General features: G+C 61.5%; 15 protein-coding genes and 1 pseudogene. All 16 read left to right on the top strand.

Translation table 11 applies throughout. From position 1 onward, the window contains the following. The first annotated feature begins 23 nt into the window (after positions 1 to 23). Positions 24 to 746, top strand: a complete 723-nt coding sequence (locus ACZ6J2_RS17135) for a beta-ketoacyl synthase chain length factor (protein WP_471726290.1) — start codon at positions 24 to 26, stop codon at positions 744 to 746. After that, positions 743 to 1,558, top strand: coding sequence for a lysophospholipid acyltransferase family protein (locus ACZ6J2_RS17130; RefSeq protein WP_033146839.1), 816 nt, complete (start codon positions 743 to 745; stop codon positions 1,556 to 1,558). Before ACZ6J2_RS17135 ends, ACZ6J2_RS17130 begins: the two co-directional genes overlap by 4 nt. Beyond that, complete coding sequence (locus ACZ6J2_RS17125) at positions 1,539 to 1,796, top strand: phosphopantetheine-binding protein (RefSeq protein ID WP_008503081.1); 258 nt, start codon at positions 1,539 to 1,541, stop codon at positions 1,794 to 1,796. Before ACZ6J2_RS17130 ends, ACZ6J2_RS17125 begins: the two co-directional genes overlap by 20 nt. A 10-nt stretch (positions 1,797 to 1,806) precedes the next feature. Next, positions 1,807 to 2,058 (top strand): acyl carrier protein, encoded by a 252-nt coding sequence (locus ACZ6J2_RS17120; protein WP_024908875.1) that lies wholly within the window; start codon positions 1,807 to 1,809, stop codon positions 2,056 to 2,058. 6 nt (positions 2,059 to 2,064) lie between these two features. After that, positions 2,065 to 2,652, top strand: coding sequence for a COG4648 family protein (locus ACZ6J2_RS17115; protein ID WP_471726289.1), 588 nt, complete (start codon positions 2,065 to 2,067; stop codon positions 2,650 to 2,652). After that, positions 2,645 to 4,006 carry an AMP-binding protein gene (locus ACZ6J2_RS17110; RefSeq protein ID WP_471726288.1) on the top strand — a complete coding sequence of 454 codons (1,362 nt, stop codon included), beginning with the start codon at positions 2,645 to 2,647 and terminating at the stop codon, positions 4,004 to 4,006. Before ACZ6J2_RS17115 ends, ACZ6J2_RS17110 begins: the two co-directional genes overlap by 8 nt. Continuing rightward, entirely contained in the window at positions 3,993 to 4,346 is a 354-nt protein-coding gene (locus tag ACZ6J2_RS17105) for an ApeI family dehydratase (RefSeq protein ID WP_045888417.1), read from the top strand. The genes ACZ6J2_RS17110 and ACZ6J2_RS17105 overlap by 14 nt, the downstream gene beginning before the upstream one ends. Next, positions 4,337 to 6,027 (top strand): annotated as a pseudogene (locus ACZ6J2_RS17100) (glycosyltransferase family 2 protein). Before ACZ6J2_RS17105 ends, ACZ6J2_RS17100 begins: the two are co-directional and overlap by 10 nt. Positions 6,028 to 6,030: 3 nt before the next feature. Next, positions 6,031 to 6,453: an acyl-CoA thioesterase gene (locus ACZ6J2_RS17095; protein WP_023309526.1), complete on the top strand. Its 423-nt coding sequence runs from the start codon at positions 6,031 to 6,033 to the stop codon at positions 6,451 to 6,453. Next, entirely contained in the window at positions 6,450 to 7,055 is a 606-nt protein-coding gene (locus ACZ6J2_RS17090) for an outer membrane lipoprotein carrier protein LolA (RefSeq protein ID WP_205916375.1), read from the top strand. Before ACZ6J2_RS17095 ends, ACZ6J2_RS17090 begins: the two co-directional genes overlap by 4 nt. Next, positions 7,024 to 9,348: an MMPL family transporter gene (locus ACZ6J2_RS17085; protein WP_471726287.1), complete on the top strand. Its 2,325-nt coding sequence runs from the start codon at positions 7,024 to 7,026 to the stop codon at positions 9,346 to 9,348. Before ACZ6J2_RS17090 ends, ACZ6J2_RS17085 begins: the two co-directional genes overlap by 32 nt. After that, the gene (locus ACZ6J2_RS17080) at positions 9,345 to 9,923 is read left to right on the top strand and encodes a DUF3261 domain-containing protein (RefSeq protein WP_471726286.1); all 579 of its coding nucleotides are present in this window, start codon (positions 9,345 to 9,347) and stop codon (positions 9,921 to 9,923) included. Before ACZ6J2_RS17085 ends, ACZ6J2_RS17080 begins: the two co-directional genes overlap by 4 nt. A gap of 1 nt (position 9,924) precedes the next feature. Then, positions 9,925 to 11,094, top strand: coding sequence for a beta-ketoacyl-[acyl-carrier-protein] synthase family protein (locus tag ACZ6J2_RS17075; RefSeq protein ID WP_471726285.1), 1,170 nt, complete (start codon positions 9,925 to 9,927; stop codon positions 11,092 to 11,094). Continuing rightward, the gene (locus ACZ6J2_RS17070) at positions 11,091 to 11,564 is read left to right on the top strand and encodes a hotdog family protein (RefSeq protein ID WP_471726284.1); all 474 of its coding nucleotides are present in this window, start codon (positions 11,091 to 11,093) and stop codon (positions 11,562 to 11,564) included. Before ACZ6J2_RS17075 ends, ACZ6J2_RS17070 begins: the two co-directional genes overlap by 4 nt. Beyond that, positions 11,561 to 12,292: a 3-ketoacyl-ACP reductase FabG2 gene (locus ACZ6J2_RS17065; protein ID WP_032662188.1), complete on the top strand. Its 732-nt coding sequence runs from the start codon at positions 11,561 to 11,563 to the stop codon at positions 12,290 to 12,292. Before ACZ6J2_RS17070 ends, ACZ6J2_RS17065 begins: the two co-directional genes overlap by 4 nt. Then, entirely contained in the window at positions 12,289 to 13,518 is a 1,230-nt protein-coding gene (locus ACZ6J2_RS17060; RefSeq protein WP_058842005.1) for a beta-ketoacyl-ACP synthase, read from the top strand. Before ACZ6J2_RS17065 ends, ACZ6J2_RS17060 begins: the two co-directional genes overlap by 4 nt.

Here is a 13,518-nt window from a genome sequence, read left to right as displayed (position 1 = left end):
GGTTTTTTCGCGGACGCGCGTAGATGAAATTTTCACTGAACATTATCGACTGGCAGGCGAGAGCGCCAGGACTCAGCGATGCCACAGATTGGCAGGCATGGTCGCGCCTGCAGTTGGCCGTTGATACAGCGGCCCCGCTTCCCCGCCTGACCGCTTTACCCATGATGACCGCGCGCCGCCTCAATTCAGGCAGTAAGCTGGCGGTGGATATTGGTCTTGCCATGCTGCAAAACCACGCCATTGATGCCGTCGTCTATTCCAGCCGCCACGGCGAGCTGGAGCGCAACTACCGTATTCTGCATGCTCTGGCAACCGGGCAGTCCGTTTCACCCACCGACTTCGCGATGTCCGTGCACAATTCCGCGGTGGGTAATCTCACGATTACCGCACGCCAGGCCATCGTCTCGTCATCCATTTCAGCCGGGCTGGACACCTTCCAGCAGGCCTTATGCGAAGTGCTGAGCCTGCTGCATGCGGGCTATTCCCGCGTCCTGCTGGTCGATTTTGACGGCGCGCTGCCGGAATTTTACCATCCGGCGCTGCCGCCGCAGATGCCCACCTGGCCCTACGCGCTGGCGCTGGTGATTGAATCCGGCAACGGATTGCAGTGTGAAACCCGCAGCGGCAGCACGGGTGAAGAACCCGCCCTGCCGCAAAGCCTGATGTTCCTGCAGCGCTATCTCAGCGAGGAACGTCAGTTTGTGGTGCCCGGCGAACGTTTGCTGTGGCAATGGACGCGCGCATGAACCGCCTGGCTGCCCGTATCAACTGGTTATGGCGTCTGGTGATGACCGGCTTCTGCTTCGCGCTGTTTGGCGTGGGCGGGCTGCTGCTGTCGCTGGTCTGGTTCAATCTGCTGCTGATCGTCCAGCGCGACCGCGCCAGCCGTCGCCGCCTGGCGCGTCGCAGCATTGCGGCCAGCTTCCGCTTCTTCCTGACCGTTGCGCGCGGCCTCGGCGTACTGGACTATCGCATTCACAATCTTGACGCGCTGCGCAGCGATCGGGGTTGTCTGGTGGTGGCTAACCACCCCACGTTAATTGACTACGTGATTCTGGCGTCGGTGATGCCCGAAACCGACTGCCTGGTGAAAAGCGCGCTGCTGCGCAATCCCTTTGTCAGCGGCGTTATCCGCGCGGCGGATTATCTGATTAACAGTGAAGCCGAGCCCCTGCTCGCGGCCAGCCAGCAGCGTCTGGCTCAGGGCGACACGCTGTTAATCTTCCCGGAAGGCACGCGTACCCGGTTTGGCGAGGCTATCTCCCTTCAGCGCGGCGCGGCAAATATCGCCGTGCGCTGTAACAGCGATCTGCGGGTGGTGCTGATCCACTGTAGCGAACACCTGCTGGATAAAAAAAGTCACTGGTATGATGTACCGCCAGAAAAACCTGTTTTCACCGTGGATGTCCGCGACCGCGTGAACATCGACGAATTTTACGATGCAAATGAACAAGAACCGGCGCTGGCGGCAAGGCAGTTAAACCGGCATCTGCAGCATCGATTAACATCAGGCCTTCAATCTTTGTCAGGAATTAATGATGCAAGCGCTTTATCTTGAAATTAAGAATCTCATAATCACCACGCTGAATCTGGACGAGCTTACCGCAGAGGATATTGATACCGATGCCGCGCTGTTTGGCGATGGGCTGGGTCTGGACTCCATTGACGCGCTGGAACTGGGTCTGGCGGTAAAAAACCAGTATGGCGTGGTGCTTTCTGCCGAAAGCGAAGAGATGCGCCAGCACTTCTTTTCCGTCGCCACGCTGGCGTCCTTTATCAACGCTCAACGCGCCTGAGATGTGAACGATGACTGAACAAGAAACCATTTATCAGGAAGTCTGCGGCCTTCTGACCAAGCTCTTTGAAATCGACCCGCAGGACATTACGCCCGAAGCCCGTCTTTACGAAGACCTGGAGCTGGACAGCATTGACGCGGTGGACATGATTGTTCATCTGCAGAAGAAAACGGGCAAGAAAATCAAGCCGGAAACCTTCAAGTCGGTTCGTACCGTTCAGGATGTGGTAGACGCCGTCGAACAGCTTCTGCGCGAAGAGTAAGACGTCGTGCGTGGTGGACGGACGTTCCCGGTCATCCCACTGCTGACGGGGCTGATGCTGCTGGCGTGGCCCTTCCTGATTGGATTTGGGCTGACGCACAACAGCCTGCAGTGGCTGTTGCCGGTCATGGCGCTGTTATTGCTGCTGCGGCTGCGCCAGGCGCGACGGAATACCGGCCCGATGCGGTATGTGGTGCAGTGCGTGGCGCTCGCGGGCATTGCGCTCTGCGCGGCCAGCTACCTGCTGAAAACCCACCAGTGGCTGCTGTTCTACCCGGTGGTCGTCAACCTTGTGATGCTGGCGGTGTTCGGCGGTTCACTGTGGACCGCGATGCCGCTGGTCGAGCGACTGGCGCGCCTGCGTGAGCCAAACCTGCCCCCGGAGGGCGTGCGCTATACCCGCAAGGTGACCCTCGTCTGGTGCGGCTTTTTCATCGGAAACGGCGCGATGGCGCTGTTCACCGTGCTCCACGGCGACATGCATCTGTGGACGCTGTGGAACGGTATGGTGGCTTATATCCTGATGGGAACGCTGATGGCAACCGAGTGGCTGGTGCGCCAGCGGGTGATTAAAAAAGAGATGCACAATGACTAACCCCCTTCCGCTGGGCCAGTGGTTAAATGCGCCCCGCCCTGACGACATGCCCGTTGCCTGGCTTGACGATCGCACCTGGACGCTTGGCCAGCTGCGCCACGACGTGACCTTGCTGGTCGACACCCTGCGTCAGCAGGAAGGCGAGCGCTGGGCGCTGTGCTTTGAAAACAGCTACCTGTTTATCGTTGCGCTGCTGGCCTCGCTGCATGCCGGTAAAACGCCGGTCATCCCCGGCCATAGCCGCGTCTCGCAGCTTGAAGAACAGCAGGCGTTGTTTAGCGGCGTCCTGAGCGATCGCTCTCTCGATTTCCATGGCAAGCTGATTGTGGTGGCCTCCAGCCATCAGACCGCTCGCCACTGGGCGCCCCTGCCGGCCATTGACGAAAGCCGCTTCGTTGAGCTGTTCACCTCCGGCTCCACGGGTACCCCGCGCCGGGTGATTAAGCACATCGTCAGCCTGGATCGCGAAGCCCGTCTGCTGGCTGACCGCTTCGGCGAGCGTCTGACCGGCTGTAGCGTTGTCGCCTCGGTCGTACCGCAACATCTGTACGGCCTGACCTTCCGCATCGTCTTGCCGATGGCGCTGGGCCTCCCGCTGCATGCTGCGATGCTCTACTACGCCGAGCAACTGGCCGCCCTTCCTCATGACAGGCATTACCTGTTCATCAGCAGCCCGGCGTTCCTGAAGCGCCTGGATACGGAACTGCCCGCGCCGCCCGTCAGAATGCTGATTTCAGCAGGCGGAATGCTGCCCTGGTGTGACGTCGCCATCACCGCTGGCTGGCTTAACATCTTCCCGGATGAAATTTATGGCAGCACCGAAACCGGGATCCTCGCCTGGCGCCATCGCCAGCAGGATAACGTGCCATGGCTCGCGTTCCCCGGCGTTATTTTCCATCAGGAAGATGACGCCTGTCGCGTCACGTCTCCACTGATCCACGAGGCTGAAGGACTCCAGCTGGACGATATCCTGCACTTCGACAGCGAGGGGCTGTTCAGCATCGCCGGTCGTCGCGGGCGGGTGGTCAAAATTGAAGAAAAGCGCATCTCGCTTAACGAGATCGAACGTCGCCTGCTGGAGCTCGACGGCATTTGCGAAGCGGCTGCGCTGCCGGTCACGCGCGGAGGCCGTCAGGGGATTGGCGCGCTGCTGGTGCTGGACGAAGCGGTTCGCCAGCGCGGCTATATGCAGGATAAAAAAGCGCAGGAGTTCGCCTGGCGTCGCGCCCTGCTGCCGTGGCTTGAGCCGGTCGCCGTTCCGCGCTACTGGCGCATTGTCGATGAAATGCCGGTAAACAGTATGAACAAGCGTGTCTATGCGCAGTTAGAGGAGTTATTTCATGAAAATTCATGAAATTGAGCGCCGCCAGACACAGCCGGAGAAGCTGGAAATTATTTTGCATCTCGACGCGGCGCTGTTCTGGTTTCAGGGCCATTTTGCCGTACAGCCGCTGCTGCCCGGCGTTGCGCAGCTTGACTGGGTGATGCACTACGCCACGACGTTACTGGCACCGGGCTACCGCTTTCACAGCATTCAAAACGTGAAGTTCCAGGCGCCTCTGCTGCCTGAAACCACGGTGACTCTGGTGCTTGAGTGGCATGCCGAACGTCAGATGCTGACCTTCAGCTACCAGCGTCACGCCGGGGCGGAGCGCCATACCGCCAGCAGCGGGAAAATTCGGCTATGTCAGTAATCTTTCGTCCCTGCGTGCTGATCCCGTGCTACAACCACGGCGCCATGATCGCCCGCGTGCTGTCGCGTCTCGCGCCGTTCGGCATGCCGTGCCTGGTGGTGGATGACGGCAGCGAAGCGAGCACCCGTCAGGAGCTCGAGCGCCTGGCGGCGGAGCAGCCGCAGGTAACGCTGGTCCGTCTGGCGGAAAACGCCGGAAAAGGTGCCGCGGTCATCAGGGGGCTGGAGGAGTGCGCGCGCGCGGGCTATACCCACGCCGTGCAGGTGGACGCGGACGGCCAACACGCCATCGAAGATATCCCCAAACTGCTGGCGCTGGCGGAGCGCCACCCGGACGCGCTGATTTCCGGCCAGCCCATTTACGATGATTCCATTCCGCGATCGCGGCTCTACGGGCGCTGGGTAACCCACGTCTGGGTGTGGATTGAGACCTTATCCCTGCAGCTTAAAGACAGCATGTGCGGCTTTCGTGTCTACCCGGTCTCGCCCACGCTGCGGCTGGCCGCGCGTGAAACGCTCGGTAAACGGATGGACTTTGACACCGAAGTGATGGTCCGTCTCTACTGGCAGGGCAACACCAGCATCTTTCTGCCGACCCGCGTCACCTACCCGCAGGACGGGTTGTCCCACTTCGACGCGTTAAAAGATAACGTGCGGATCTCCCTGATGCATACCCGGCTGTTCTTCGGCATGCTGCCCCGCATGCCCGGCCTGCTTTTCCGTCGACGCCGCCAGCACTGGGCGCAGCAGGACGAGGTCAAGGGCCTGTGGGGCATGCGCCTGATGCTGCGCGTCTGGAAGCTGATGGGGCGGCGGGCCTTTACCGTGCTGCTGTGGCCAACGATCGGCGTGTACTGGCTTATCGCACGTCCGGCGCGGCAGGCCTCGCGGCAGTGGATTGAGAGAGTGAAGCAAGAACTGCGTCAGCGGAACATGCCCGTTCCCCCGCTGCTCAACAGCTTTTTCCATTTTATGCGCTTCGGCAACGCGATGCTGGATAAAGTCGCCAGCTGGCGCGGCGAGCTGCAGTTTGATCGCGACGTGGTCTTTGCCCCCGGCGCGAGCGAAACGCTTAATATCGCGGCGCCGCAGGGCAAGCTGCTGCTGGCCTCGCATCTTGGCGACGTAGAGGCCTGCCGGGCGCTGGCCCAGCTGGACGGCAGCAAAATTATCACCGCCCTGGTCTTCAGCGAAAACGCCCAGCGCTTTAAGCAAATCATGAGCGAAATGGCTCCCCAGGCGGATGTGAATTTGATGTCGGTCACCGACATCGGCCCGGACACCGCGATTGCCATCAAAGAGAAGCTTGAGCGGGGAGAATGGGTCGCGATTGTGGGCGACCGCATCGCGGTGAATCCGCAGCGTGGCGGCGAGTGGCGCGTGATCTGGAGTCCGTTCATGGGCCAGCCAGCGCCGTTCCCACAGGGGCCGTTTATCCTGGCCTCCATCCTGCGCTGCCCGGTGGTGCTGATTTTTGCCTGCGCCAGCAGGGTAAGCTCGTCCTGCACAGCGAACCGTTTGCCGACCCGCTGATCCTGCCGCGCGGCGAACGCCAGCAGGCGCTGCAGGAGACCGTCGATCGCTACGCGCAGCGGCTGGAGCATTACGCCCTCCTGTCGCCGCTCGACTGGTTTAATTTTTTCGATTTCTGGCATCTGCCAGAGTCCAGAGAGAAGGAGTAAAGGGTGCTGACCGATCCCCGCTTTACGACTGAAGTTGAGATCACCGTTCCGTTCCACGACGTCGATATGATGGGCGTGGTCTGGCACGGTAACTATTTCCGCTACTTTGAGATCGCCCGCGAGGCGCTGCTCAATCAGTTTGACTACGGCTATCGCCAGATGAAGGCCTCCGGCTACGTCTGGCCCGTCGTCGATACCCGGGTGAAATACCGCGATGCGGTGACCTTTGAGCAGCGTATTCGCGTCCGCGCGCACGTTGAAGAGTATGAAAACCGCCTGCGCATTGCCTATCAAATATTCGATGCGCAGACCGGCAAACGCACCACCACCGGTTACACCATCCAGGTAGCGGTGGAAGAAGCCACCCGCGAAATGTGCTTTGTGAGCCCGGCAATACTGTTTGAACGAATGGGAGTGACGCCATGAGATGGTTGCCTTTGCTGGCGCTGATCGTCAGCCCGCTGGTCAGCGCCGTGACGCTGGATGAACTGCAGCAGCGCTTCACCGGGCAGCCCGTCGTGCGCGCGCACTTCGAACAGGTTCGCACAATAAAAGATATGCCACAGCCGCTGCGCTCGCAGGGCGAGATGCTGATCGCCCGCGACAGCGGCCTGCTGTGGGATCAAAAAGCGCCGTTTCCGATGACGCTCCTGCTGGACGACAGGCGGATGGTTCAGGCCATTAACGGCCAGCCGCCGCAGACCGTCACCGCCGACAATAATCCGCAGATGTTCCAGTTCAACCATCTTCTGCGGGCCCTGTTCCAGGCCGACCGCAGGGTGCTTGAAGAGAACTTCCGCATCGATTTTAAAGACCTGGGCGCCGGCCGCTGGTCGCTGGTGCTTACGCCAAAAACGACGCCGCTGGACAAGATTTTCGCCACCCTCGATCTGGGCGGCGCGACCTATCTGGAGACGATTCGCCTCAACGACAAACAGGGCGACCGTACCGATATCGCCCTTTCACGCCACCAACTGACGCCCGCCAGCCTGACCGATGACGAACGCCAACGCTTTGCCGCACCGTAAATCCCTGCGCCCGGCGCTGCTGTGGGCCACGCTATGCCTGATTCTGCTGGGCGTGCTGCTGTCGCTGCTGCCCGGCGCGCGTCTGAACAGCAGCGTGCTGGCCATGCTGCCGAAGCAGACGCTGGGGGCGATCCCGCCGGCGCTCAACGACGGGTTTATGCAGCGTCTCGACCGCCAGCTGGTCTGGCTGGTCAGCCCTGGCAAAGAGCCCGATCCGCGCGTGGCGCAGCAGTGGCTGGCGCTGCTGCAAAGCAGCGATTCGCTCAGCGAGGTCAAAGGCCCGATGGACGCCGCCGGGCAAAAGGCCTGGGGAGAGTTCTTCTGGCAGCACCGAAATGGCCTGATCGATCCCGCCACCCGCGCCCGCCTGCAAAACGGCGGAGAAGCGCAGGCGCAGTGGATTTTATCTCAGCTCTATTCGGCCTTTTCCGGCGTCAGCGGCAAAGAGCTGCAAAACGATCCCCTGATGCTGATGCGCGGCTCGCAGCTCGCTCTGGCGCAAAACGGCCAGAAGCTGCGGCTGATGGACGGCTGGCTGGTCACACAGGATGAGGCGGGAAACTACTGGTATCTGCTGCACGGCGAGCTGGCGGGCTCGTCATTTGATATGCAGCAGACCCACCGGCTGGTGACGACGCTTAACGCGCTGCAGGAGAGGCTAAAAGCGCGTTTCCCGCAGGCGCAGCTGCTTTCGCGCGGGACCGTGTTCTACAGCGATTACGCCAGCCAGCAGGCCAAACGCGACGTCTCGACGCTGGGCATCGCCACCCTGCTTGGCGTGTTCCTGCTCATCGTGGCGGTGTTCCGCTCTCTGCGCCCGCTGCTGCTGAGCGTGCTCTCGATTGCCATCGGCGCGCTGGCGGGTACGGTGGTGACGCTGCTGCTCTTTGGCGAACTGCACCTGATGACGCTGGTGATGAGCATGAGCATCATCGGTATTTCAGCCGACTACACGCTCTACTACCTGACCGAACGGATGGTGCACGGCGCGGAATATTCCCCCTGGCAAAGCCTGGCGAAAGTACGCAATGCGCTGCTGCTGGCGCTGCTGACGACCGTCGCCGCCTACCTGATTATGATGCTGGCCCCCTTCCCCGGGATCCGCCAGATGGCGGTGTTCGCCGCCGTGGGGCTGAGCGCCTCCTGCCTGACGGTGATTTTCTGGCATCCGTGGCTGTGCCGGGGTTTACCGGTGCGCCCGGTTCCGCTGATGGTTATCATGCTGCGCTGGCTGGCCGCGTGGCGACGCAATAAAAAACTGTCCGTGGGTTTGCCCGTCGCGCTGGCGCTGCTCTCCGCCGTGGGGATGAGCACCCTGAGGGTGGACGACGACATCGCCCAGCTGCAGGCCCTGCCGAAAGATATTCTGGCGCAGGAGAAGGCCATTACCGCCCTGACCGGACAGAGCGTCGATCAGAAATGGTTTGTGGTGCATGGCGCCTCGCCTCAGCAAACGCTGGAGCGGCTGGAAGCCTTTACCCCGGCGCTGGCACAGGCGCAGAAAGCCGGAGAGATTGCCCGCTGGCGTACGCTGCCGCTGAACTCGCTGGCCCGCCAGAAAAGCGATCTTACGCTGCTGCGCGAGGCTGCCCCTGCGGTAACTAACGTGCTGAAAAGCGCCGGGCTCAACGCCGTATCCCCGAATCTCGCCGCCATGCCGGTCAGCGTGGACGCGTGGCTTAAAAGCCCGGCCAGCGAAGGCTGGCGTCTGCTCTGGCTGACCCTGCCCAACGGGGAAAGCGGCGTGCTGGTGCCGGTGGACGGCGCGAAAAACAGCGCTTACCTCGGTGAACTGGCCGCGCGCCATGACGGCGTCGTCTGGGCCGATCGCAAAGCCAGCTTTGACAGCCTGTTTGCCCTCTACCGCACGCTGCTGACGGGGCTACTGTTTGCCGCGCTGGCAGTGATTGCCTGCGGGGCGATGCTGCGCCTCGGCTGGCGTAAAGGGCTGATAAGCCTGGTGCCGTCCGTGCTGTCGCTGAGCTGCGGCCTGGCGGTGCTGGCCGCAACGGGCCACCCGGTGAATCTGTTCTCACTGCTGGCTCTGGTACTGGTGCTCGGCATTGGCATTAACTACACGCTGTTTTTCAGCAACCCGCGCGGTACGCCGCTGACCTCAATGCTGGCGATTACGCTGGCCATGATGACCACGCTGCTGACGCTGGGCATGCTCGTCTTCAGCGCCACCCAGGCCATCAGCAGCTTTGGCATCGTGCTGGTGAGCGGTATTTTTACCGCCTTCCTGCTGGCTCCGCTGGCGATGCCGGATAAGAAAGAGAGAAAACGTAAATGAACGCTTTTTATCGCGCCGTTGCGCTGGCCGCGGCGCTGCTGCTGGCGGGCTGCAGCCATTCGACCGATACCAAAGAGACGCGGCCTCAGGCCTGGCTCCAGCCGGGCACCAGAGTGACGCTACCGCCGCCCGGCATCAGCCCGGCGGTAAGCTCCCAGCAGCTGCTGACCGGCAGCTTTAACGGACAAACGCAGTCCCTGCTGGTGATGCTCAACGCGAATGCGCATAAGGTGACGCTGGCCGGGCTCTCTTCCGTGGGCATTCGCCTGTTCCTGGCGACTTACGATGAGACCGGTATTCATACCGAGCAGTCTATCGTCGTGCCGCAGCTGCCGCCCGCCAGCCAGGTGCTGGCCGACGTGATGCTCAGCCACTGGCCGATTAGCGCCTGGCAGCCGCAGTTGCCGAAGGGCTGGACGTTAACGGACAATGGCGATCGGCGCGAGCTGCGCAACGCCAGCGGCAAGCTGGTGACGGAAATTGTCTACCTGCAGCGCAAAGGCAAGCGCGAGCCGATCAGCATCGAGCAACACGTCTTTAAATACCACATCACCATTCAATATCTGGGTGACTGAGATGATTTATATATCCGCTGTTGGCATGGTCAACGCGCTGGGCAACTCGCCTGACGAGATTGCCGCGAACCTGACGGCAGGCGTGGCGCCGGGGATGCACGCCCGGACCGGCTGGTTGCAGGGTTTACCCGAAGCCGTACTGGGCGGCGTGGAAGGCGAGCTTCCGCCCATCCCGGACGCCTTCGCCGCACACCGCACCCGCAATAACCAGCTTCTGCTGGCCGCGCTGTCGCAGATTCAGCCCGCCGTTGACGAGGCCATCGCCCGCGTCGGTCGCGACCGCGTGGCCGTGGTGCTGGGGACCAGCACCTCCGGGCTGGACGAAGGCGATGAGCACGTGCGCCACATGACCCATGGCGAAGCGAGCACGCGCTGGCAGTATCCGCAGCAGGAGCTTGGCGATCCGTCCCGCTTCCTCGCCAACTGGCTTCAGCTCGAAGGCCCGGCCTATACGATCTCCACGGCCTGCTCTTCCAGCGCGCGGGCGATGATCGGCGGCAAACGTCTGATTGAAGCCGGGCTGGTGGACATCGCCATTGTCGGCGGAGCCGATACCCTGAGCCGGATGCCCGTCAACGGCTTTAACAGCCTTGAATCTTTCTCCCCTACGCTCTGCGAGCCGTTTGGTCGCGACCGCCGGGGGATCACCATTGGTGAAGCCGCCGCGCTGATGGTATTGAGCCGGGAGTCCGCGGACGTGGCGCTGCTCGGAACGGGCGAATCCAGCGATGCGTACCATATTTCCGCTCCGCATCCGCAGGGTGAAGGGGCGATAAGGGCTATCGCGCAGGCGCTTAACGAAGCGGGCATGCAGCCGCAGGATATCGGCTACATCAACCTGCACGGCACGGCCACGCCGCTCAACGATCAGATTGAATCGCAGGTGATTCACGATCTCTTCGGGGAAAGCGTGCCGTGCAGCTCAACCAAACACCTTACCGGCCATACGCTGGGCGCCGCCGGCATTACCGAAGCGGCCCTGAGCTGGCTGATTCTGACGCGCGATCTGCCGTTGCCGCCGCAGGACTTCGCCCGCTACGCGCCGGACGACACGCTGGCGTCGTGCGGCCTGCTGCACCAGCGCACCGCTCTGAAAAAGTCGGTCATTTTGTCTAACTCGTTCGCGTTTGGCGGCAATAACGCCAGCATCCTCCTGGGGAGAGCCTCATGAGCTACTTATCACCCGAAGCCTATTTGCCGCACGAGGCGCCAATGATGCTGCTGGGATCCGTTGAGAACGTTACGGACGACACGGCGGTCTGCCGCGTTGCGGTCAACGGGCAAAGCGTGCTGGCGCCGTTTCTCAATGCCGATGGCGACCTGCCGGGCTGGTACGCGCTCGAATTGATGGCGCAGACCGTTGGCGTCTGGTCAGGCTGGCATCGTCAGCAGCAGGGGCAGGATCATATCGCGCTGGGCATGGTGCTCGGCGCGCGCGAGCTGGTCTGCGCCAGCGGGCGTTTCGCCAAAGGCCTGACGCTGGACATCACCGTTAAGCTGCTGATGCAGGACGAACGCTTCGGCAGTTTTGAATGCGCGATTTCCGCGAATGAAGAGACGCTGGCCACGGGCCGGGTCAACACCTTCCAGCCGAGCGCAGAAGAATTAACATCGCTTTTTAATCAGGGATCTAACGCATGAGTCGTTCCGTACTGGTCACCGGGGCCAGCAAAGGCATAGGGCGCGCCATCGCTCGTCAGCTTGCCGCCGACGGGTTTACCGTAGGCGTGCATTACCATCGTGATGCCGCAGGCGCGCAGGAGACGCTGGACGCCATCACGCAGGCGGGTGGCAACGGTCGTTTACTCGCCTTTGATGTGGGCAACCGCGAACAGTGCCGCGAGGTGCTGGAGCAGGAGATTGAAGCCCATGGCGCATGGTATGGCGTGGTCAGCAACGCCGGAATTACGCGCGACGGCGCCTTTCCGGCGCTGAGCGAAGACGACTGGGACAGCGTGATCCACACCAATCTCGACAGTTTTTATAACGTCATTCACCCCTGCATTATGCCGATGATTGGCACCCGTAAAGGGGGGCGCATTATCACCTTATCGTCCGTGTCCGGTGTGATGGGCAACCGCGGGCAGGTGAACTACAGCGCGGCCAAAGCGGGCATTATCGGCGCCACCAAAGCGCTGGCGATTGAGCTGGCAAAACGCAAAATCACCGTCAACTGCATTGCCCCGGGGCTGATTGATACCGGCATGATTGAGATGGAAGAAGCCGCGCTGAAGGAAGCCATGTCCATCATCCCAATGAAACGGATGGGTCAGGCTGAAGAGGTCGCCGGGCTGGCAAGCTATCTGATGTCAGATATTGCGGGCTACGTTACCCGCCAGGTCATTTCCATTAACGGAGGCATGCTATGACGCGTCGCGTGGTGATTACGGGCATGGGCGGCGTGACCGCCTTTGGCGAAAGCTGGCAATCCGTTTCCAGCAGGCTGCTGGCGTATGAAAACGCGGTGCGTAAAATGCCGGAATGGCAGGTGTATGATGGTCTGCATACCCTGCTGGGCGCGCCGATCGACGATTTCACGCTGCCGGAACACTATACCCGCAAGCGTATTCGCGCCATGGGCCGCGTGTCGTTGATGTCGACCCGCGCCACCGAGCTGGCGCTGGAACAGGCGGGGCTGATTGGCGAAGCGGTGCTCACCAACGGTCAAACCGGTATCGCCTACGGTTCTTCGACAGGCAGCACCGGTCCGGTCAGCGAATTCGCGACCATGCTCACCGAAAAGCACACCAATAACATCACCGGGACAACCTACGTCCAGATGATGCCGCACACTACGGCGGTGAATACCGGCCTGTTCTTTGGGTTACGCGGCCGCGTGATCCCGACGTCGAGCGCCTGTACCTCCGGCAGCCAGGCGATTGGCTACGCCTGGGAGGCGATTCGCCACGGGTATCAGACCGTGATGGTCGCGGGGGGCGCGGAAGAATTGTGTCCGTCTGAAGCGGCGGTGTTTGACACGCTGTTTGCCACCAGCCAGCGTAACGACGAACCCAAAACCACCCCTTCACCGTTCGATACGCAGCGCGATGGTCTGGTCATTGGGGAAGGCGCAGGCACCCTGATTCTGGAAGAGCTGGAGCACGCCAGAGCGCGCGGGGCCACGATCTACGGTGAGATCGTGGGCTTTGCCACCAACTGTGACGCGGCCCATATCACCCAGCCTCAGCGTGACACCATGCAGATTTGCATGGAGCAGTCGCTGGCCATGGCGGGATTAAGCGCCCGGGATATGGGGTATATCTCCGCGCACGGTACCGCCACCGATCGCGGCGATATCGCCGAAAGCCAGGCCACTGCCGCCATCTACGGTGACAGCGTGCCGGTGTCCTCGCTGAAGAGCTATTTTGGCCACACGCTGGGTGCCTGCGGCGCGCTGGAAGCGTGGATGAGTCTGCAGATGATGCGTGAAGGCTGGTTTGCCCCGACGCTCAATTTAACGCAGCCGGATGAGCAATGCGGTGCTTTAGATTATATTATGGGGGAAGCCCGTCAGATTGACTGCGAGTATCTGCAGAGCAATAACTTCGCGTTTGGCGGCATCAACACCTCGATTATCATTAAACGCTGGGCGTAA

This window comes from Enterobacter sp. E14S (genome assembly GCF_055666685.1).
The sequence above is the reverse complement of the archived record's forward strand: the minus strand, read 5'-3'. Positions and strand labels throughout refer to the sequence as shown.